Source organism: Enterobacter sp. J49, assembly GCF_002148625.1.
GTDB classification, from domain to species: domain Bacteria; phylum Pseudomonadota; class Gammaproteobacteria; order Enterobacterales; family Enterobacteriaceae; genus Enterobacter; species Enterobacter ludwigii.
On the sequence record NZ_MWPY01000023.1, the window covers coordinates 64,122 to 85,778 of the forward strand.

The window sequence follows — 21,657 nt, forward strand, 5'->3', positions numbered from 1 at the left end:
GCGATGATTCTCCGGAATTCGATGAGGCAGGGATTTCAACAATAAACCGGATATGACAGAAGATCGAGAGCGATATCAGATCCGTTCCTGCAGATGTCGTCGAATCTGTTCAATGCGTTCAGCGAGCGAACCAGAAACAGGCAGATAGGGGATATTTCTGTCAGTTAACGCGCGGATGTACCATGCCTGTTGTCGCTGGCGGAATGCAGCCCCCTGACGGGTACCATCCTGAACAAAAGGAAACTCATCGCCACAGAGCACCACCAGAGAATATGCGCGCCCGGCTAATTCTTCTAGCTCGCGTGGCGCGCTGCCAAACTGGTCGAGCATATAAAACAGCGTGGTTAAGGGCGAGGTATCGCAAACCAGGAAGGGAGCCGTGCTGGCCATCGCTTCACGACGTACCTGCTCGCGGGCAATATGCAGCAGATCGTCGCATCCCAGCACGCCGTTCTTGTCTTCCCAGTATTCTCGGCCAAACTCGGCGACAAATGGGGCGTTGAGCGTCGTCGCCAGCGCGCGGGAAAGCGTGCTTTTTCCTGTCGATTCGCCCCCTAATAAACAAATCCGAAAGACAAAGCTACGGTAGACCTCCGGGGACATCAGCGTGCGGTAGCGATGGACGTCAGAACGTATCAGGGTTCCCGAGGGCGCATCAGGCCCCTTCGGACGCTGGAGGCGGACATGCGTAACCTGCTTGCCAAAACGCTGGCTTAACACCGCCGCAAATCCGTCGCCGTAGTCTTCGGCGGTAAATACGGCCTGTGGCTGGCAGTGAAGTATTTTTTCACACAGCGTTGCCACGTAATGCCGGTGAAGATCGGCATCCGCATCATTATGCGGCAGTGGTTCAAGCGCATGGGTCGCGATGACCTCCGGTGTCAGCACAAGGTGATGACATTGCGGGAAGCGCGCGCTTAACCAGTGAAGGCGCTTGTCGGGGTCATAACCCGGGATTTCCGGACGCGAATAACTAATGATATAGACCGTCTCACACTGGGCCAGCGCAGCATTTATCAGCGCTTCATGCCCCACGTGTAATGGCGCAAATTTGCCCACAACCAGACCGTCGCGATAAGGCTTCACTGGGTGCGAATCTCCTTACGCCACTGATATAAACCGTGCCAGGCATTAAACCAAAACACCAGATATAAACCCGCGGTCAAATGCAGATCTCTCATCGCATATAACGGTACCGCCAGCGTGTTTACAGCCAGCCAGACATACCAGTTCTCCAGGCGTCGCCCCATTAACATAAACTGTGCAAGCACGCTGAATGTCAAAATAACGGAGTCCACCCAGGGGGCCCAGGCGTTAGTGTAGCGATGCAAGATCAGGCCATAACCCACGGCCACCAGCAGGGCGCAGGCGAGCAGGATGAAGAAATGTCTGGGCGGGGTACGCCGAACGGGCAATACCTCCCCGCGATGACCTTTGAGCCAGTGCACCCAGCCGGTAATGCTGGTGATGATGAAAAAGAGCTGCAGGGTAACGTCAGCGTAAAGCTGAACCGAATAAAAGACCCAGCCATAAAGCCCACTGCCGATGATGCCTATCCACCACGTGTGAATACTGTTTCTGGCAGCCAGCCAGACCGAGAGGGCATAAGCCAGACAAGCGGCCATTTCGGATGGTGACATTACCCCTCCCTGGAAAGGTCTGTTAGTCGATGTACTTCATCGCAACCCTTGATGTCAGGCGCGTGATAAGTTCGTAAGCACTCACTTTTGTGATTTCAGCGATGCGTTCAACAGGTAAACCCTCACCCCACATCACCACGTCATCACCCGGTTTGTCCTGTGCATCTGGCCCGAGGTCAATACAGATCATGTCCATCGCCACGCGGCCCACGATGTTCGCTTCACGGCCATTGACCAGTACCGGCGTGCCGGACGGCGCGGCGCGAGGATAACCATCGCCATAGCCCATCGCCACCACGCCAAGGCGTGTGTCGCGCTCGCTGGTCCACGTTCCGCCGTAGCCCACGGGCTCACCCGCTTTGTGATCGCGCACGGCAATCAGGTTAGACACAAGGGACATCACCGGCTGGAAACCAAAATCCGGCCCCCAGGGTCTGTTCTCCAGCGGAGAGACGCCGTAAAGAATAATGCCTGGACGCGCCCAGTCGAAGTGCGACTGCGGCCACAGCAAAATACCGCCAGACGCGGCAATGGAGCGCATTCCTGGCTTGCCTTCGCAGAAAGTATTAAAAATATCCAGCTGCTGCTCGGTCGCGCCACACTCGGGTTCATCGGCACGGGCAAAGTGGCTCACGATATTCACCGGCTGACGGACGTTTTTGCACTGACACAGACGCTGATAAAACGCGTCCGCCTTTTCCGGGCGCACTCCCAGACGGTGCATGCCGGTATCGAGCTTCATCCAGACGGTGACAGGCTCACTCAGCTCGGCGGTTTCCAGCGCCGCGAGTTGTTCTTCGTTATGTACCGCGGTGTGCAGATGCTGGTCAGCAATGGTCGGCAGATCTGCCGCTTCAAAAAAGCCTTCCAGCAGCAAAATCGGTTGAGTGATCCCACCCGCGCGCAGGCGGATGGCTTCTTCAAGACGGGCGACGCCAAAGGCGTCGGCATCGGGGAGCGTTCGCGCGGTCTCAATAAGACCGTGTCCGTAAGCGTTCGCTTTCACGACTGCAACGAGTTTACTGGCGGGAGCCAGTTCACGCAGACGTTGCAGGTTGTGTCGCAGAGCGCGGCGGTTAATGACTACAGTTGCCGCTTGCATTTGAATTCCTTAGAAATTACTCATCATCATATTGAGGACCGGCGTAGTTGTCGAAACGCGACCACTGTCCGTTAAAGGTCAGACGTACCGTACCGATAGGGCCGTTACGTTGTTTACCAATAATAATTTCGGCGATCCCTTTCAGGTCGCTGTTCTCGTGATAAACCTCATCACGGTAGATGAACATGATTAAGTCGGCATCCTGCTCGATGGAGCCCGATTCACGCAGGTCGGAGTTGACCGGGCGCTTATCAGCACGTTGTTCCAGGGAGCGGTTAAGCTGCGACAGCGCCACCACGGGCACATGCAACTCTTTGGCTAACGCCTTGAGCGAGCGGGAAATCTCCGCGATTTCCAGCGTACGGTTGTCGGACAGCGACGGCACGCGCATCAGCTGAAGGTAGTCAATCATGATAAGGCCAATACCGCCATGTTCACGGGCGATACGGCGCGCACGGGAGCGCACTTCCGTCGGCGTCAGGCCGGAGGAGTCATCGATATAAATATTCCGTTTTTCCAGCAGGATACCCATGGTGCCGGAGATACGCGCCCAGTCCTCATCGTCGAGCTGGCCGGTACGGATACGGGTCTGATCCACGCGCGACAGCGACGCCAGAGAACGCATCATGATCTGTTCTGATGGCATCTCAAGACTGAAGATAAGAACCGGCTTGTCCTGCAACATCGCCGCATTTTCGACGAGATTCATCGCAAATGTCGTTTTACCCATGGAGGGACGCGCCGCGACGATAATCAAATCCGACGGCTGTAAACCCGCGGTTTTCTTATTGAGATCGTCATAGCCGGTGTTCACGCCGGTGACACCGTCGTGCGGCTGCTGGAACAGTTGCTCAATACGCGCGACGGTAGCATCAAGCACATCAGCGATATTTTTCGGGCCTTCGTCTTTGTTTGCCCGGCTTTCCGCGATTTTAAAGACGCGGGACTCGGCGAGATCAAGCAGGTCTTCGCTGGTACGCCCCTGCGGATCAAAACCGGCTTCGGCGATCTCATTCGCCACCGAGATCATCTCACGAACAACCGCACGTTCGCGCACAATATCGGCATAAGCGCTGATATTCGCCGCACTTGGCGTGTTTTTTGACAGTTCCGCCAGGTAAGCAAACCCACCCACGCTGTCCAGTTGCCCCTGACGCTCCAGCGATTCCGCGAGCGTGATAAGGTCAATCGGGCTGCCCGACTCCTGCAGACGTGCCATTTCGGTAAAGATATGACGGTGCGGACGGGTATAGAAATCCTCGGACACCACGCGCTCGGCGACGTCGTCCCAGCGTTCGTTATCCAGCATTAAACCGCCCAACACCGACTGTTCCGCTTCAATCGAGTGCGGCGGGACTTTTAATCCTGCGACCTGGAAATCACGCTCGCGAGGTTCAGTCTGTTTGTTGAAGGGTTTGTTTCCTGCCATAGTGAATGGAGTTACCGAGATAAAGAGTGGGTCGAAAGATTACCATATTTTTCTGACGGAGGGAGCATGGCAACGCGCATTGAATTCCAGAAACATGGTGGGCCAGAAGTGTTAAACGCGGTGGAGTTTACCCCCGCAGCGCCTGGTGAAAACGAAGTTCAGGTTGAAAACAAAGCCATCGGCATTAACTACATCGACACGTATATTCGCGGCGGTCTCTATCCGCCTCCCTCCATGCCAAGCGGACTGGGAACGGAAGCGGCAGGCGTCGTGCTCAAAGTGGGCAGTGCCGTTAAGCATATTAAAGAGGGCGATCGCGTGGTGTACGCGCAATCCGCGCTGGGTGCCTACAGCTCCGTGCACAACGTGCCGGCCGATAAAGCCGCCCTTCTGCCAAATGCCATCTCGTTTGAACAAGCGGCCGCCTCTTTCCTGAAAGGACTCACGGTCTATTATCTGCTGCGCAAAACCTATGAGATCAAACCTGACGAGCAGTTCCTGTTTCATGCCGCAGCGGGCGGCGTGGGGCTGATCGCCTGTCAGTGGGCCAAAGCGCTCGGTGCAAAACTTATCGGCACGGTGGGCAGTGCACAAAAAGCCCAGCGCGCGCTTCAGGCCGGCGCCTGGCAGGTGATTAACTACCGTGAAGAGAGCATTGCTGAGCGCCTCAAAGAGATAACCAACGGCAAAAAGGTGCGCGTGGTTTATGACTCGGTGGGTAAAGATACCTGGGAGGCGTCGCTGGATTGTCTGCAGCGTCGCGGGCTGATGGTGAGCTTCGGCAACGCCTCGGGCGCCGTGACCGGCATTAATCTTGGCATTCTCAACCAGAAAGGGTCGCTGTATGTGACTCGCCCTTCCCTGCAGGGGTATATCACTAACCGGGAAGAGCTGATCGAGGCCAGCAACGAGCTCTTTTCGCTGATCGCCAGCGGCGTGATTAAAGTGGATGTGGCGGAGGCGCAGAAATACGCACTAACCGATGCCAGGCGAGCACATGAGGTGCTGGAGAGCAGAGCAACACAGGGTTCAAGTCTGTTAATTCCCTGACCCCTAAAAAGAAATTGGGCTTCCCATGGGAAGCCCTTTCTTTTTTTTAGTTCGGCTGTATGTAGGGTACAGCTCGATGAATTGTTTAGCGGCAGTCATAGTGACAGATTCGATAAGTAAATCCTATTCTGTTCTAAGCAATGCTGCCGGAAAAGTTGCAGGTATGTGACGAACACCTCAATACCTTAGTAACGAAAACGGTTATTGCGCTGATAAGTGGGCAGTTTTGGTGATTTAATCGCCCGTATCACCCACACCACGGCAATGGCCAGCAACAGCCACGGCAGGAGCTTCAGCGTCAGGGCAAATAATCCCCCGATAAACATGACCACCGTCGCCACGACGATAGCCGCCAGAATCCCGAGCAGGGAAATCCCCGTCATCATCAGCATGACAAAAAAGCCAATCACAAAAAGTAGTTCTAACATGGTGCTCTCCCACGCGTTCCCAAATGATACCGCGATCATTACAAGAATCATGCCAACCATAACCCGCTGTTCTTAAAGCAAAACGCCCCGCACGGGCGTGCGAGGCGTGGTGAATTTGACGATCTTTTAGCGAAAATTATCGCTTATCAGCGACCAGACGTAGCGCGTGTTCCAGCACCTCGATGTCTGCACCGGCTTTATGCGCGTTCTCGCTAAGGTAGCGACGCCACTGGCGTGCTCCCGGGATCCCCTGGAACAGGCCCAGCATATGACGGGTGATATGACCAAGGTACGTCCCGTTACTCAGCTCACGCTCAATGTAGGGATACATGGCGCGTACCACGGCCACCGGGTCGGTATCTGCGCCTTCAACGCCAAAGATTTCCCTGTCGACCGTCGCCAGAATGCCTGGATTTTGATACGCCTCGCGCCCGACCATTACGCCATCCATATGCTCCAGGTGTGTTTTGGCCTCTTCCAGCGATTTAATGCCGCCGTTGATCGACATCGTGAGCTGCGGGAAGTCACGTTTTAGCTGGTACACGCGCGGGTAGTCCAGCGGCGGGATTTCACGGTTCTCTTTCGGGCTAAGTCCGGAGAGCCAGGCTTTACGCGCATGGATGATAAACATCTCGCACTCGCCTTTCCCGGAGACCGTATTGATAAAATCGCAGAGAAATTCGTAGCTGTCCTGGTCGTCAATGCCGATACGGGTCTTGACCGTCACCGGAATGGAAACCACATCGCGCATCGCCTTGATGCAGTCTGCCACCAGGGATGCATTGCCCATCAGACACGCGCCGAACATGCCGTTCTGCACACGATCAGACGGACAGCCAACGTTAAGGTTAATCTCGTCATAGCCGCGCGCTTCTGCAAGCTTCGCACACTGCGCCAGCGCAGCGGGATCGCTACCGCCAAGCTGCAGCGCAACCGGATGCTCTTCTTCGCTGTAGGCCAGATAGTCGCCCTTTCCGTGAATAATTGCTCCGGTGGTCACCATTTCAGTGTACAGCAACGTATGGCGGGAGAGCTGACGCAGGAAGTAGCGACAGTGTCTGTCCGTCCAGTCGAGCATCGGCGCAATGGAGAAACGGTGTGCAGGGAAAGCAGTCTGTAATTCTGACGACATGGCGAAGTTTTAAGCATCTGGTGAAAAGGGGGCGCTACTATAGCACAAAGAAAAGCCGGAGGCGCAGCGCCTCCGGTGCACTTTAGAAGGTCATGCTCAGCTGGGCGCCTGCGCCCCAGGTCTCGTCTTCACCATACAGGCCCATCAGGTCGACATGGACCGTGTTAAACGGTGCAAAACCGACACCGCCTGTGAAGACATTGCTGTCATTACCTTTCATGTCAGCACGGAAACCCGCACGCACCGCCAGCCAGTTCAGCGGCGTCACTTCGGCGCCTACGCCAACATACTGAGAAGTGTCTTCGCTTTTGAAGCCTTTGGTTTCCGTCAGATCGCCATCGGCGGTTAACGTCACCAGATCGTTATGCCAGGCGGCACCCGCGGTAACCAGAGGGCGGATCTGGTAGGTGTCTTTATAGCTCACCACCTCCCCCGTGCGCCCGTTGCGGATACGAATGTCTTTGGTGTCGATATCGCGTGACATCAGGTTTTGCCCGCTCACGCCGACCGTCCAGTGCTCACCAAAATCGGCCGCGATACCGGCATCAACGTTAAAGCCGGTGTCGTCAGTACGGTAGCGGCTGTCATTCCACTTGTTGCTGTCATAATCGTAAATGGAGGTGGTGTAGTTATAGACCCAGGTCTTTTGCAGTTTTGGAGTGACGCCAACAGACACCGGAACACCGCCAAGCTCGAACTGACGCGCCACCGCGATACCATAGTCGGAGACAATTGCCGCCCGGCCAGACGCCGTTGAGTTGAGGTTTTTCGTGATTTGATCGGTGCCGTTCAGCGCAGCGTCCAGTGCAACGCCGGCAGCCACCGCATCGCTGCGTTGAATACCGCGCAGGTAATCAATATCTTGCTGATCAATAGAAGAACTGACGCGTCCGTGGGCATAGCCTTTAGCCATAAAGGCCACGGAAAGGACATCGTTAGGAATACTGACGGCTATCCCCGCACCCGCCGTGGCGCGTGCCGTTTTGCCCTTAAGATAGTCCAGCTCATCGGCGAGATCTTTCGCCGCGCCCTGGAACTGGTTGATGGAACCTAACGGGTTGGTAATGATCTCAATCGGTGTAAGGTTATCAACCACGTCTTTGTAATGGTTGATTTTATCATTGATGGTATCAATCTCATCCTGAAGATTGTCTTCATCGGTCACCTGCACGCCAGCGGACGGTAAAATGACCGTCACATCGTCGTCCGGTTTCGCCTTCGCCAGTAGCGCAGGGTTGATTAACGCCCCGCTGCCATAGTTTCCGGCCGCGACACCCGTGCCCCCCATGGCGTCGCTACGTGATTCTGTCCAGGTATTGGCTGCTCCCGCCTGATTTGCCATAAACAAGGAGACAGCGATGCTAACCACCGAAAATTTAAAATGTTTTTTCACAGTATGCTCGTCTTATAGTCTGTTATTAAATAACCCCTGTCTGTTATCTCCCAAACAGGAACGAACTATTGCTGTGAATAAGTGCAAAAAGACCCGCTATTTCCTTAAGTTAAATTCCCGCCAGGCCTGTTGTTATTTGTGACGGCCCTCAATATTTATAGAAGAGGAAATTATTTTTTCCCAGGTTTTCCATCGTGCGGTCCGAAAAACTGAGGAGGGTGGTCTACCCAGCGATCTTCGCGCGTGGCGGCGTACTCCGGATTAAGCGGATAATAGATACGGTTATGCTTCTTGTTGGCCTCACCCACCACCAGGAGCCGTACCTCTTCGTTGGTGTTGTTGATGAAGGTATGACAGACCCCGGTTCCGGCGGGAAAGCCCACGCTGTCGCCAGGTTCAAGTTTCCATAAATATCCGTTAATCCAGGCTTCAGGGTAGCCTTCAAGCACGTAGATAAACTCTTCTTCGTCGCTTTCAGCATGAGGATAAGAGGTCCGTCGGCCTGGCGGTAAGCGCTCATGGTGTATACCAATGCGTCCAAGGCCGAGCTTACGCGCCAGCGGTGCGCCAATGGAAAAACGTTCACTACTGTCGGGATAGGTTGAGTCATCTGCGCCTTCTACGTCGCGCCAGTGTCGAATACAGTCAGGTCTTTTCATCGTTTATTCCCCGGATTGCGTTGCGTCAGGTATAGCACAGCCTGGCGGATCTCGGTGTTTTTAGCAGAACATGATAAAGTGGGGGTTTTCCAGCCTATAACATCCGGGGTGCTAAATGGATAAGTCCACAAAAGAGCTGTTAGCGCAGGCAGAAAAGCTGTGCGTGCAACGCAATGTGCGCCTGACTCCGCAGCGCCTTGAAGTATTACGTTTGATGAGCCTGCAGCAGGGCGCGATCAGCGCGTACGATCTGCTTGATCTGCTGCGCGAAAGCGAGCCACAGGCTAAACCGCCAACGGTGTACCGCGCGCTGGATTTCCTGCTGGAACAGGGCTTTGTGCATAAAGTTGAATCGACAAACAGCTATGTGCTGTGCCATCTGTTCGATCAGCCAACCCATACGTCGGCCATGTTTATCTGCGATCGCTGCGGCAGCGTGAAGGAAGAAGGTGCGGAAGGCGTTGAAGATATTATGCATACGCTGGCAGCCAAAATGGGCTTTGCGTTGCGTCATAACGTGATTGAAGCGCACGGCCTGTGCTCAGCCTGCGTAGAGGTAGAAGCCTGTCGTCACCAGGATGAGTGCCAGCACGACCATTCTGTACTGGTGAAGAAAAAGCCGCGTTAACGGCAAAAGAAAAGGCGGCCCGAAGCCGCCCTCAGGGGGAGTAAAGGATTACCAGCGATAATCGTTACGGGTTTCCCAGTCTTTCACTTCGTTTTCAGCACGATCTTTCTCGTAGCCGTAACGTTCCTGAATTTTACCCACCAGCTGATCGCGTTTACCTTCGATGATGGTCATATCATCATCCGTCAGCTTACCCCACTGTTCTTTCGCTTTACCTTTGAACTGCTTCCAGTTGCCGCCGATTTCGTCTTTATTCATAATCGTGTCCTCGTGTTAAGCGTCTGTAAGTTTCGTCCGCTTCGTTCTTTTCTGCTGGACGTGATTATTATTGTAGTTAAGGATCCGGCAGTTGTTTTTATATTCGGAATCTTTAACCGTCACGATATATCGTGGCGGGAAGGCAGCCAAGTGTTATTTCGCCAGTGACGATGCCAGATAAAGGCCAGCGACAGGCCACGTAACGCGAGGAAAACCGCCAGAGCCAGCCACAAACCGTGGTTGCCCAGATACGGCAGCGTCAGCAACGTCAGACCAAATCCCGCCGCAGCGACCGCCATGCTATTGCGCATCTCCGCACCTCGCGTCGCGCCAATAAACATGCCGTCCAGCAGATAACACCACACGCCCACCACCGGTAAGATTGCCTGCCAGAAGAGATAGTGACTCGCCAGTTCGCGCAGCGATGGGAGGGAGGTGAGTAAGGCAACGATCTGTTCACCCAGACAGGCGTAAATGAGTGCAAACGCCAGCGCCACCAGGCCTGACTGACGACAGGCGGCCCGCCACACCTCGCGGAGCTGGCCGCTTTCGCGTGCACCATACGCTTGCCCGGAATGGGCTTCAACGGCATAGGCAAAGCCATCCAGCGCATACGCGGTAAAGGTGAGCAGCGTCATCAGGACCGCATTAACCGCGACGATCTCCGGCCCAAGTCGCGCCCCAAAGACCGTCAGCGCGCCAAAGCAGAGCTGAAGCAGCAACGAGCGCAGCATAATGTCGCGGTTAAGCGCCAGCAGCGTGCGGATATTACCGCGCCACGCGGTTTTGAGCATCGCAAGCGAGATACCGCGCAGGGCCAGCACGCGCCAGACCATCCACAGGCCGATGAAAAAGGTACCGTATTCTGCAATTGCCGTCGCCAGGGCGGCGCCCTGCACGTTCATATGCAGGCCCATGACCAGCCAGACATCAAGCACGATGTTGAGAAGATTACCTGCCACCAGCAGAATGACTGGCGCACGGGCATACTGCACGCCGAGTAACCAGCCAAGCAGAACCAGGTTCGCCAGTGATGCAGGCGCGCTGAGCCAGCGAATTTCAAGGAAGCGCCGCGCCTGCTCAAGTACCGCCTCGCTCCCGCCAACGACATGCAGCGCCAGATCAATCAGTGGCGTGCGCAACACCACGATCAGCGCACCCGCGCCCAGGGCAAGGATCAAAGGTTGTACCAGCGCACGCGCCAGACGCAACGGATCTTTTGCGCCGTACGCCTGAGCCGTAAGCCCGGTGGTACTCATGCGCAAAAAGAGCAGCAGCATAAAAAGGAAGCTGGTTGCCGTCGCGCCGATCGCGACGCCGCCCAGATAAACGGGGGAATCCAGATGACCAATAACAGCCGTGTCTACCAGTCCCAGCAGAGGGACGGTGATGTTGGAAAAAATCATTGGCAGTGCAAGACGCCACAATGCCTTATCTGATGTCGTCAGCAGTGACATGAAAAATACCGGCAGTGGAGATTGAATCAGGCTACGGCAGGTCCGTAGCCTGTTATGACATGATTACAGCCATTCACCGTTGCGGATAACCCCAACAGCCAGCCCTTCAATAGAGAAGTTATGTTCGCGGAGATCCACCACAATCGGGGAGAACTCGTTGTTTTCAGGCAGTAACTGGACGGTGTTACCCTGCTTTTTCAGACGCTTAACGGTAACTTCATCGTCAATACGCGCGACCACAACTTGCCCGTTGCGCACGTCCTGGGTTTTATGAACTGCGAGCAGATCGCCGTCCAGAATACCGATATCTTTCATCGACATGCCGCTGACGCGCAGCAGGAAATCTGCGCTCGGTTTAAACATGCCCGGGTCAACCTGGTAGTGACCTTCAATATGCTGTTGTGCCAGCAAAGGTTCACCTGCCGCGACACGGCCCACCAGCGGAATGCCTGTCTCTTCTTCCACCAGCAGACGGATGCCACGCGAAGCGCCCGATACAATCTCAATGACGCCTTTACGCGCCAGCGCTTTCAGGTGTTCTTCGGCAGCATTCGGAGAACGGAAACCCAGACGCTGAGCGATCTCCGCACGCGTGGGTGGCATACCCGTCTGGCCGATATGATCCCGGATGAGATCAAACACCTCTTGCTGCCTGGTCGTTAACGCTTTCATTCCGCCCCCTGGGTGTATATACAGTTATGCTGTGAGTATATACAGTCAAAGGCGATTTTGGAACCAAAAACTGCACAAAAAACCAGGGACTTAATTATTTCTCGAGGCTTATCGGAAATGTGACCAAAGCAGCATGACCCAGGTGATGACCGCAGTGATAATCGCCAGCAATACGGCAGCAGACCCCATGTCTTTCGCCCGGCCGGAGAGCTCATGGAAATCAGAGCCGATACGGTCCACCACGGCCTCAATAGCGCTATTGAGAATTTCCACTATCATCACCAACAGCACGGAGCCGATCAACAAAACGCGGGTAATCGCATCAACATCAAGGAAACAGGCGATAATCACCGCGATGATAGCGGCGACGCCCTCCTGGCGAAACGCGGCTTCATTGACCCACGCGGCACGGAAACCTTTCCATGAATAGCCGGCGGCTTTGATGATTCGGGTTAACCCAGTGGTATTATTGGCCATTAAAAGAACCTTTTAATTAAAATAGCGTCAGTAACAGTAGGCGCAGCGTGTTTCGCTGCTGCCTGAAGTATGACGGGTAACAACAGAAATTTTGCGCGCTTTCTGTTATCCTTGCGCCGCAATTGCATTATTAACCAGAGGCTTTACATCGTTTATGTCCGGCTGGCCACGAATTTACTACAAATTACTTAATTTACCATTAAGCGTCCTGGTAAAAAGCAAGTCTATCCCAGCGGAACCCGCGCTGGAATTGGGGCTCGATACGTCACGCCCAATTATGTACGTTTTGCCTTATAACTCGAAGGCAGACCTACTGACGCTTCGCGCCCAGTGTCTGGCGCATGATTTACCTGACCCGCTTGAACCCCTCGAAGTCGACGGCACTCTGCTGCCGCGCTATGTGTTCATTCACGGCGGGCCGCGCGTGTTTACCTATTACACGCCAAAGGAAGAGTCCATCAAGCTTTTCCACGACTATCTCGACCTGCACCGCAGCAATCCGGGTCTGGATGTGCAGATGGTGCCGGTATCGGTGATGTTTGGTCGTCGCCCGGGCAGAGAGAAAGGTGAAGAGAACCCACCGCTGCGCATGCTTAACGGCATTCAGAAATTCTTCGCGGTCTCCTGGCTGGGACGTGACAGCTTCGTGCGTTTCTCCCCGTCCGTTTCGCTGCGCCGTATGGCGGACGAACACGGCACCGACAAGATTATCGCGCAGAAACTGGCGCGCGTGGCGCGTATGCACTTCGCCCGTCAGCGTCTGGCTGCCGTCGGCCCGCGTCTTCCTGCACGTCAGGACCTCTTCAACAAGCTGCTGGCCTCCAAAGCGATTGCCAGAGCCGTTGAAGACGAAGCGCGCAGCAAAAAGATTTCCCATGAGAAAGCACAGCAGAACGCTATTGCGCTGATGGAAGAGATTGCCGCGAACTTCTCTTACGAGATGATTCGTCTTTCCGATCGTATTCTGGGCTTTACGTGGAACCGCCTCTATCAGGGAATCAACGTTCATAACGCCGAGCGCGTACGCCAGCTGGCCCATGATGGCCATGAGATTGTCTATGTCCCCTGCCACCGCAGCCACATGGACTATCTGCTCCTCTCCTATGTGCTCTATCACCAGGGTCTGGTACCGCCGCACATCGCTGCCGGCATTAACCTGAACTTCTGGCCAGCCGGCCCGATTTTCCGTCGCCTGGGGGCGTTCTTTATTCGTCGTACCTTTAAGGGCAACAAGCTCTACTCCACCGTATTCCGTGAATATCTTGGCGAGCTGTTCAGCCGCGGTTATTCCGTTGAATACTTCGTGGAAGGGGGTCGCTCCCGTACCGGTCGTCTGCTCGATCCTAAAACCGGCACGCTGTCGATGACCATTCAGGCGATGCTGCGCGGGGGAACCCGCCCGATCACGCTGGTACCCATCTACATTGGCTACGAGCACGTGATGGAAGTGGGCACCTACGCCAAAGAGCTGCGCGGTGCGACCAAAGAGAAAGAGAGCCTGCCGCAGATGCTGCGCGGCCTGAGCAAGTTACGCAACCTTGGCCAGGGCTACGTCAACTTTGGCGAGCCGATGCCGCTGATGACCTACCTGAACAACCATGTTCCGGAGTGGCGCGAGTCTATCGATCCTATCGAAGCGATTCGCCCGGCCTGGCTGACGCCTACGGTCAACAGCATCGCCTCTGAACTGATGGTGCGTATTAACAACGCCGGTGCGGCAAACGCCATGAACCTGTGCTGTACGGCGCTTCTGGCCTCTCGTCAGCGTTCACTGACCCGTGAACAGCTTACGGAGCAGCTGGATTGCTATCTGGATATGATGCGCAACGTGCCGTACTCGGTGGATTCGACCGTACCGGTAAGCACGGCAAGCGAGCTTATCGAGCATGCCCTGCAGATGAACAAGTTTGAAGTCGAAAAGGACACCATCGGCGACATCATCATTCTCCCGCGTGAGCAGGCGGTGCTGATGACTTACTATCGCAACAACATCGCGCATATGCTGATGCTGCCCTCGCTCATGGCGGCCATCATCACCCAGCATCGTCGCATCTCGCGTCAGGAGCTGTTGCGTCATGTTGAAACGCTCTATCCAATGCTGAAAGCGGAGCTGTTCCTGCGCTGGGACAAGGACGAACTGGCGACTGAGCTGGATAAACTGACCGAAGAGCTGCGTCGTCAGGGGCTGATTACCGTCACGAACGACGAGCTGCATATCAATCCGTCACGGTCCCGTACCCTGCAACTGCTGGCGGCGGGCGCGCGTGAAACGCTGCAGCGCTACGCCATCACCTTCTGGTTGCTGAGCGCGAATCCGTCCATTAACCGCGGTACGCTCGAGAAAGAGAGCCGGACGCTGGCACAGCGCCTGTCTGTTCTGCACGGGATTAACGCCCCGGAATTCTTCGACAAAGCGGTCTTCAGCTCTCTGGTGCTGACGCTGCGTGATGAAGGGTTTATCAGTGATACGGGCGATGCCGAGCCGGAAGAGACGCTGAAGGTGTACCAGATGCTGGCCGAACTGATCACGTCTGATGTGCGTTTAACGATTGAAAGTGCGACGCAAGGCGAGTGAAGCGTGCAGCGGTCTGATGACCTGTGATGAAAGCAAAAACGGCAGCCTTCTGGCTGCCGTTTTTTTACGAAAAGTAGCTCATCGCCAGCCCTAAAAACAGCACCAGACCGACATAGTTGTTATTCATAAACGCCTTGAAGCAGGCTTCACGCTCCCGTTTCGCAATCAGCTTCTGCTGGTAGACAAACAGCATTCCCGCCACCAGCACGGCCCAGTAAAACGCCCAGTTGAGCCCGTTCAGGTAACCCATCGTCACCATCAACGCCAGCACCGCAACCTGCAGGATACCGATGATCAGCTTGTCATGACGTCCGAAGAGGATCGCCGTCGATTTAATGCCAATCTTCAGGTCATCGTCGCGGTCTACCATCGCGTATTGCGTGTCGTATGCCACGGCCCAGAGAATGTTCGCCAGGAACATCAGCCAGCAGCTTAACGGGACGGACTCACTCACCGCTGCAAACGCCATCGGGATCGACCAGCCAAACGCCGCGCCCAGTACCACCTGAGGCAGGTGGGTGTAGCGCTTCATGAACGGATAAACCCAGGCCAGAGCCAGGGCCGCAACTGAAAGCAGAATGGTCATGGTGTTCAGGGTTAACACCAGCAGGAAAGAGAGCAACACCAGTACGATAAACAACGTACGGGCCTCTTTTTCGGTCACTTGCCCGCTGGGCAACGGACGATGGGCCGTACGTTTTACGTGCCCGTCGAATTTACGATCTGCATAGTCATTGACCACGCAGCCCGCCGCACGCATCAGCCAGACGCCTGCAATGAACACCCCCAGGATCCACAGCGGCGGTACCCCTGGTGTTGCTACCCATAGCGCCCATAGGGTCGGCCACAGCAGCAACAGCGCGCCGATGGGTTTATCTGTACGCATCAAGCGGTGATAAGCCAACAGCTTATTCTGCGTCAGGCTCCACTCCATTTTTTCTTCCTCTTAGTACAACGGCGATGCCGGTAAAAAAAGCTCCGTCAGTATTAACGGTTTACCGCTCAGGCGAAGGCGGGAACGACGCCCCCACAGTTCGGCATCGCGACCAATCTCAATAAAATCCCGGGTAAGCTCGGATGACGTGAAAAGATAGCGCCCCAGCGGCGTATTCCCCAGCCGTTGTAGCGCCAGCTCTGGCCCGGAAAGGGTGGACTCGGGAACGACCGTTCGTCCGGCAAGCCATGGCTCACCGTCTGCACAGAGTAAAATTTCGCGCAGCCAGTAGCGTTCTTCCTGCGGCAACAGCGGCAGCTCAGAGGCGATCTCAGCGCAAGAGACAAACCCTTCCTGAACCAGGGTCACCGTAACGGTTTTGCCCTGCTGCTCGAAACGTTTAGTCATGGAATCTTCCAGCAGCAGCCAGTCCAGTTGCTCCGGGTCAAGCGCAGGTATTTGGTCGAAATAGCGCAGCGCACGCAGTTGCGTTAGCGCGGGGTGTGACATGCCAGACTCTCCGATACATAACGTAATGGCATTGTATCGCAGAAAAGCGGATTGAGGGGGGCCAAACGTTATTTAACGATCACGATCGCAACAAGAGCGCAACAGCCCGTGTGACACCAAAAAAAGTGCGCCCACTCAGGCGCACTAAACTACTAACAAATCAGCACTGTGGGGAAACGGTTACCCCTTGCCTTTTACACTGCTGATAAAGGTGGAACGGGCAGTGGTTGAACCTAAACGTTCGGCTTCATCAAGCAGTTTCAGCGCTTTGTCGACATCGCCGCGCTTCACCGCCTGCTTAATGGCGTTATTGAAGTATTCTTCGGTGTCGTTCAGTACCGGCTCGGCTTTCTTCGCCGGAGCTGGGGCTGCGGTTGCAGCCGGAGCCGCCGCCGTAGCAACGGGTGCGGCATACACAGGCGCAGCAGTGTTCCCCACCGTGACCGGGCCTGTACCGGATGAACCAAACAGAGGGCCAACCAGTACGCTGGAAGCACTGTTTGTTGAGACTTTCAGCTTCAGCAACCCGTCGGTGACATGACGCGCTAACGGATCCGGGATATCCGGAACAGAGTTACCGGTTCCTTTGGCATAGGCTTTTGCCGGGTCGGTGAGCTTAGTGGTCTGCTGCAAATCTTTGTCCGTGGTGAAGACCAGGACATAAATCTTCTGCTGTCCCAGAGCAGGCGTCAGGCGCATTTTGCCTTCGAGGCGGTCAGCGCTCATGACGCCAGGTTCCTGGTAGCTAAAATAGTCACTCGGGAAGAAGGCAGATGGCGTCAGGTTTTGATCCAGAATCAGGACGTTAGGCGCAAATACGCTGGTCTGCTTGCTTACTTCGCTGGTCAGCGTCAGGGTCAGCTCACCAATATTGGCCGGGACGCTGAAAGCGGCAACCGGACCGGCAATCCCCGGCACGTTAAGCTGTTGGCCTGCCGCAGAAAGTTGGGTTGACTGGGTTTTGGATTGGTCAACCGGCGTCCAGGTCAGTTGCTGGAGCGCCGCCGCCGGGATGGCAGGCGCAGCGCTGGTATTTTGTGGCACGAAATTGACATCTGCGAAGGTGATCGCCGGAACACAGGCCAGCAGCCCCGCAGAGAGGCACAGCGCGACGAGACTTTTCTTCATTTTCATTGTTATTACCTCTGATAGCGTGAGCACTGCGGTGGCCAGGCAATAGCGCGCAGCACCCTAAGGATAGAGGGGCTTGCGCCCCTCTTTTTAGGTCATTACGTCAGGTCTACCGAATTACCACCAGATTTCCATCTGGGCACCGAAGGTCCACTCGTCGGAGTCGCCACGGCTGAAGGTTTTCGCGGAAGTGTCGCTATACGCTACGCCAGAGGTGTAACCTGCGCCTGAGTCGTTGTTCGCATAGCCCCATTTCTCATCCCACTTCGCGTAGGTTGCGAAGACACGGATAGCCGGGCGAGACCAGATGCTGTCGCCTGCCTGCCATTGCTGTGCCAGGGTGATTTTGTATTGGCTGTTTTTCTCGTCAGTTTTCTGAGACTTAACGTTGTCGTAGCCCACTTCAAGCAGGGTGCTCATGATTGGCGTCCATTTGAACATTGGACGCACGCCGACAGTCCACCACTCTGTACCATTGTTGTTGTCACGATCGATATTCTGGTACATACCGACGTACATCAGGTCCCAACGGTCTGCCAGGGTGATTGCACCGTGGTCCAGCACCCGCCACATGGAACCGTCGTTATCAATGCTACCGCCCTGCGGAATACCTTTGCCGTTAGAGGTCATAGAGTCCGTACCGTACTGCAGCACGAACTTGTTGAAGCCTTTCAACATGCTCTGGGTGTGTTCAGCGGTGAACAGCCAGCCATCTTTAGAGGCGCCAGGCTGCAGATAGTAATCGTCAGGAATGTTGGTGTGACCATAGTCAACACCCAGTTCCAGTGTACCACCCGGGTTGGTTTCCAGGCCGGCCAGACGGACGTCGAAGACATCGTTTGGTACTACGTTGTCATAAATACGGTCGCCGTTCGCATCACGATCGGCGAAGGTTGCAGAACCGCCGGACTCAGAAGAACGGGTCGCGGCCAGAGACAGTTTACCGAAGCCCAGATCGATGTTTTCGATACCCGCACCAGGACCAGAGATATCCCAGTAGTAGAAGTCGATCATGTGGACGTCATGACGCTGATAGAAACGCTTACCGGCCCAGATGGTGGAGCCTGGCAGCCATTCAATCAGGTTTTTACCCTGCACGTTTGCTTCACGGAAGGCCGGGCTGGTGGATTCCCAGTCATTCTGCTGAGAAACGGAATACGCAACGTTAGTGTCGAAATAGAAGCTCTTATCGCCCTCTTTCCACACTTCCTGACCCAGTTTCAATTCGGCGTAGGTTTCACATTCGTTACCGAGACGGTATTTACTTTGTGCACCGGTTGCCTGGAAACATTGTTGTTCACCGCCACTCCCGGTCCAGCCTATGCCAGAACGAGCATAACCTTTAAAGTCCACGGCACCCGCGTGTGCAGACAAAATGCCTGCCGTCACGGCGATTGCCAGAGGAAGTTTGCGCAGAGTAATCATCATTCTATCTCCTGAGATCATTGCTTTTCTTTGTAATTGGAATGCTTAAACGCCTGGCTCTTTGTGCAACCGACGACATGCGGTGCCATCCTCACGGAACAGATGGCAACGCTCTGGCGGCAAACCGATAGCGAATGTGGCACCCTCTTCTACCAACACCACGTCATTCTGGCGGTAGACCAGGTTCTGACGGATGGCGGGGATCTGGATATGAATCTGTGTTTCGTGACCAAGTTGTTCGACGACCTGAACGTCACCTTCCAGCGTCACATCGGCGATGTGGCTCGGCAGTAAATGCTCAGGACGAATACCGAGGGACATATTGGCCCCCACCTGTACGTTGGCGCTGTCGACCGGCAGCCACACTTGCTGACGGTTTGGCAGCTCCACCTGTACCTGTTCAATGGCTGTCGCGGTCACTTTTACGGGCAGGAAGTTCATCTTTGGCGAGCCAATAAAGCCCGCAACAAAGCGGTCTGCCGGGTAGTGATAAAGCTCCAGCGGTTTACCCACCTGCGCCACGCGACCGGCGTCCAGCACCACAATTTTGTCGGCCAGCGTCATCGCTTCGACCTGATCGTGGGTGACGTAAATCATCGTGCGGCCAAGACGTTTGTGCAGACGGGAGATTTCGATACGCATCTGGACGCGCAGGGCGGCATCCAGGTTAGAAAGCGGTTCATCGAGCAGGAACACGCGCGGTTCGGCGACCAGCGTACGGCCAATTGCCACACGCTGACGCTGACCACCGGAAAGGGCTTTTGGTTTACGCTCAAGCAGGTGTGCCAGCTGTAACACTTCCGCCACCTGCGTGACGCGCTGGTTAATCACCTCTTTTTTCGCGCCCGCCAGCTTCAGACCGAAGGACATGTTCTCGGCTACGGAAAGGTGGGGATAGAGTGCATAAGACTGGAAAACCATGCCGACGCCACGTTCGGCAGGCGGAATGTCATTCATTCGGGTATCACCAATCAGCAAATCGCCGCTGGTGATGGTTTCAAGACCGGCAATCATACGCAGCAGAGTTGATTTACCGCAGCCAGATGGGCCGACAAATACCACGAATTCACCATCGTGGATGTCCAGATTGATGTCTTTCGACACCACAACGTCACCCCAGGCTTTCGTTACATTACGCAGCTGTACGCTCGCCATGCCCTTCTCCCTTCGTTACAACCTGTCACCGACAGAAACATTCAAGATAAGTTCACTATGGGGTATCCATTACTTTCGTGAATCCTCCACCCCCCGGCTTTTTTATGGGGGAGGAGGCGGGAGGATGAGAGAGCAGGCTCTGCGACCGCCGCTGGAGGGCTGAGGCGAAATTCGTGAAGCCACCTGCAAAATTCACTGTGTTTTTATGTGCGCCAGCACTCATAACTTAAATTTATGTAACGGAGATCACACAAACGGGGGGTGGGGCGTAGGGGTTGGGAGGATGGAAAGAGGATGTCAAATAAGGAGACTGAGTCACGTTGAACCACCTCAGTGTATCCACGAGCACATCACCAAAAAAGGATGGCAGATATGAAGATCAAGACTGGCGCACGCGTTTTCGCATTGTCCGCCCTTGCAGCAATGATGATTTCCGCACCGGCTCTCGCCAAAATTGAAGAAGGTAAGCTGGTTATCTGGATTAACGGCGATAAAGGCTATAACGGCCTGGCCGAAGTGGGCAAGAAATTCGAGAAAGACACCGGTATCAAAGTTACCATTGAACACCCGGACAAACTGGAAGAGAAATTCCCGCAGGTGGCTGCAACGGGTGACGGTCCGGACATCATCTTCTGGGCACATGACCGTTTCGGTGGCTACGCGCAGTCGGGTCTGCTGGCTGAAGTGACGCCAGACAAAGCTTTCCAGGACAAACTGTACCCGTTCACCTGGGATGCCGTTCGCTATAACGGCAAGATCATCGCTTACCCAATCGCGGTAGAAGCACTGTCTCTGATTTACAACAAAGACCTGGTACCCAACCCACCGAAAACCTGGGAAGAGATCCCGAAACTGGATAAAGAGCTGAAGGCGAAAGGTAAGAGCGCGCTGATGTTCAACCTGCAGGAACCGTACTTCACCTGGCCGCTGATTGCTGCCGACGGCGGTTACGCGTTCAAATTTGAAAACGGCAAATATGACGTGAAAGACGTGGGCGTGGACAACGCTGGCGCGAAAGCAGGCCTGACCTTCCTGGTTGACCTCATTAAGAACAAACACATGAACGCGGATACCGACTACTCCATCGCAGAAGCGGCGTTCAACAAAGGCGAAACCGCGATGACCATCAACGGTCCGTGGGCCTGGACCAACATCGACAAGAGCAAAATCAACTACGGCGTAACCCTGCTGCCAACCTTTAAAGGCAAGCCGTCTAAACCGTTTGTTGGCGTGCTGAGCGCAGGTATTAACGCTGCCAGCCCGAACAAAGAGCTGGCGAAAGAGTTCCTGGAAAACTACCTGCTGACCGATCAGGGTCTGGATGAAGTGAACAAGGACAAACCGCTGGGCGCGGTTGCGCTGAAATCCTTCCAGGATCAGCTGGCGAAAGACCCACGTATCGCGGCAACCATGGATAACGCCCAGAAAGGCGAAATCATGCCGAACATCCCACAAATGGCAGCGTTCTGGTACGCCACCCGTACCGCCGTCATCAACGCAGCAAGCGGTCGTCAGACGGTTGATGCTGCGCTGAAAGATGCTCAGGGTCGTATCACGAAGTAAGGCTTTTATCCCCTCTCTCCCCTGCGGAGAGAGGGAGAA

Annotated in this window: 21 protein-coding genes; 4 read left to right on the forward strand and 17 right to left on the reverse strand. The window is 55.0% G+C overall.

Annotated elements, in window-relative coordinates; genetic code table 11:
* Positions 1–75: 75 nt before the first annotated feature.
* From BJP35_RS05180 to dnaB, 4 genes are read right to left on the reverse strand one after another with little or no spacing between them, the layout of a single operon-like run.
* Positions 76–1,086: an AAA family ATPase gene (locus BJP35_RS05180; protein ID WP_047742371.1), complete on the reverse strand. Its 1,011-nt coding sequence runs from the start codon at positions 1,084–1,086 to the stop codon at positions 76–78.
* Positions 1,083–1,640: a nicotinamide riboside transporter PnuC gene (gene pnuC, locus BJP35_RS05185; protein WP_047742370.1), complete on the reverse strand. Its 558-nt coding sequence runs from the start codon at positions 1,638–1,640 to the stop codon at positions 1,083–1,085. The genes BJP35_RS05180 and pnuC overlap by 4 nt, the downstream gene beginning before the upstream one ends.
* A gap of 22 nt (positions 1,641–1,662) precedes the next feature.
* A complete protein-coding gene (gene alr, locus BJP35_RS05190; protein WP_014168212.1) occupies positions 1,663–2,742 on the reverse strand; it encodes an alanine racemase in 1,080 nt (359 codons plus the stop codon).
* A 16-nt stretch (positions 2,743–2,758) separates the two neighbouring features.
* Entirely contained in the window at positions 2,759–4,171 is a 1,413-nt protein-coding gene (dnaB, locus tag BJP35_RS05195) for a replicative DNA helicase (protein ID WP_008503375.1), read from the reverse strand.
* Between the two features lie 66 nt (positions 4,172–4,237).
* Here dnaB and BJP35_RS05200 point away from each other — a divergent pair, with 66 nt between their 5' ends.
* Entirely contained in the window at positions 4,238–5,221 is a 984-nt protein-coding gene (locus BJP35_RS05200) for a quinone oxidoreductase (RefSeq protein ID WP_014168211.1), read from the forward strand.
* Between the two features lie 185 nt (positions 5,222–5,406).
* Here the strand turns inward: BJP35_RS05200 and pspG are convergent, their stop codons facing one another.
* The 4 genes from pspG to BJP35_RS05220 all read right to left on the reverse strand — a co-directional run bounded on the left by pspG (position 5,407) and on the right by BJP35_RS05220 (position 8,833).
* Positions 5,407–5,649: an envelope stress response protein PspG gene (pspG, locus tag BJP35_RS05205; RefSeq protein WP_020882842.1), complete on the reverse strand. Its 243-nt coding sequence runs from the start codon at positions 5,647–5,649 to the stop codon at positions 5,407–5,409.
* A gap of 136 nt (positions 5,650–5,785) precedes the next feature.
* On the reverse strand, positions 5,786–6,781 hold the full coding sequence (gene dusA, locus BJP35_RS05210; RefSeq protein WP_014168209.1) for a tRNA dihydrouridine(20/20a) synthase DusA: 996 nt from the start codon (positions 6,779–6,781) through the stop codon (positions 5,786–5,788).
* A gap of 82 nt (positions 6,782–6,863) precedes the next feature.
* A complete protein-coding gene (traF, locus tag BJP35_RS05215; RefSeq protein ID WP_153853120.1) occupies positions 6,864–8,123 on the reverse strand; it encodes a conjugal transfer protein TraF in 1,260 nt (419 codons plus the stop codon).
* Between the two features lie 221 nt (positions 8,124–8,344).
* The gene (locus BJP35_RS05220; protein ID WP_086462942.1) at positions 8,345–8,833 is read right to left on the reverse strand and encodes a cupin domain-containing protein; all 489 of its coding nucleotides are present in this window, start codon (positions 8,831–8,833) and stop codon (positions 8,345–8,347) included.
* 115 nt (positions 8,834–8,948) lie between these two features.
* Between BJP35_RS05220 and zur the strand changes: the two genes are divergently transcribed.
* Positions 8,949–9,461, forward strand: a complete 513-nt coding sequence (zur, locus tag BJP35_RS05225) for a zinc uptake transcriptional repressor Zur (RefSeq protein WP_014168206.1) — start codon at positions 8,949–8,951, stop codon at positions 9,459–9,461.
* A gap of 48 nt (positions 9,462–9,509) precedes the next feature.
* On the opposite strand, the gene BJP35_RS05230 is transcribed toward zur, so the two are convergent.
* From BJP35_RS05230 to BJP35_RS05245, 4 genes are all read right to left on the reverse strand, one after another.
* Positions 9,510–9,719, reverse strand: a complete 210-nt coding sequence (locus BJP35_RS05230) for a CsbD family protein (RefSeq protein WP_014168205.1) — start codon at positions 9,717–9,719, stop codon at positions 9,510–9,512.
* 119 nt (positions 9,720–9,838) lie between these two features.
* The gene (dinF, locus tag BJP35_RS05235) at positions 9,839–11,176 is read right to left on the reverse strand and encodes an MATE family efflux transporter DinF (RefSeq protein ID WP_014168204.1); all 1,338 of its coding nucleotides are present in this window, start codon (positions 11,174–11,176) and stop codon (positions 9,839–9,841) included.
* A gap of 63 nt (positions 11,177–11,239) precedes the next feature.
* Complete coding sequence (gene lexA / locus BJP35_RS05240) at positions 11,240–11,848, reverse strand: transcriptional repressor LexA (protein WP_014168203.1); 609 nt, start codon at positions 11,846–11,848, stop codon at positions 11,240–11,242.
* Positions 11,849–11,956: 108 nt separating this feature from the next.
* Positions 11,957–12,325, reverse strand: coding sequence for a diacylglycerol kinase (locus tag BJP35_RS05245; protein WP_086462943.1), 369 nt, complete (start codon positions 12,323–12,325; stop codon positions 11,957–11,959).
* Between the two features lie 154 nt (positions 12,326–12,479).
* Between BJP35_RS05245 and plsB the strand changes: the two genes are divergently transcribed.
* The gene (gene plsB / locus BJP35_RS05250; RefSeq protein ID WP_020882845.1) at positions 12,480–14,900 is read left to right on the forward strand and encodes a glycerol-3-phosphate 1-O-acyltransferase PlsB; all 2,421 of its coding nucleotides are present in this window, start codon (positions 12,480–12,482) and stop codon (positions 14,898–14,900) included.
* A gap of 64 nt (positions 14,901–14,964) precedes the next feature.
* Here plsB and ubiA read toward each other — a convergent pair whose 3' ends face one another.
* The 5 genes from ubiA to malK form a co-directional block, all read right to left on the reverse strand.
* Positions 14,965–15,834 (reverse strand): 4-hydroxybenzoate octaprenyltransferase, encoded by an 870-nt coding sequence (ubiA, locus tag BJP35_RS05255; protein ID WP_025206398.1) that lies wholly within the window; start codon positions 15,832–15,834, stop codon positions 14,965–14,967.
* A gap of 12 nt (positions 15,835–15,846) precedes the next feature.
* Positions 15,847–16,344 carry a chorismate lyase gene (gene ubiC, locus BJP35_RS05260; RefSeq protein WP_014168199.1) on the reverse strand — a complete coding sequence of 166 codons (498 nt, stop codon included), beginning with the start codon at positions 16,342–16,344 and terminating at the stop codon, positions 15,847–15,849.
* 180 nt (positions 16,345–16,524) lie between these two features.
* Entirely contained in the window at positions 16,525–17,478 is a 954-nt protein-coding gene (gene malM, locus BJP35_RS05265) for a maltose operon protein MalM (RefSeq protein ID WP_086462944.1), read from the reverse strand.
* 114 nt (positions 17,479–17,592) lie between these two features.
* Complete coding sequence (locus BJP35_RS05270) at positions 17,593–18,903, reverse strand: maltoporin (protein WP_020882848.1); 1,311 nt, start codon at positions 18,901–18,903, stop codon at positions 17,593–17,595.
* A 42-nt stretch (positions 18,904–18,945) separates the two neighbouring features.
* Complete coding sequence (gene malK / locus BJP35_RS05275; RefSeq protein ID WP_086462945.1) at positions 18,946–20,055, reverse strand: maltose/maltodextrin ABC transporter ATP-binding protein MalK; 1,110 nt, start codon at positions 20,053–20,055, stop codon at positions 18,946–18,948.
* A gap of 372 nt (positions 20,056–20,427) precedes the next feature.
* Here malK and malE point away from each other — a divergent pair, with 372 nt between their 5' ends.
* The gene (malE, locus tag BJP35_RS05280; protein ID WP_020882849.1) at positions 20,428–21,618 is read left to right on the forward strand and encodes a maltose/maltodextrin ABC transporter substrate-binding protein MalE; all 1,191 of its coding nucleotides are present in this window, start codon (positions 20,428–20,430) and stop codon (positions 21,616–21,618) included.
* Positions 21,619–21,657: the final 39 nt, after the last annotated feature.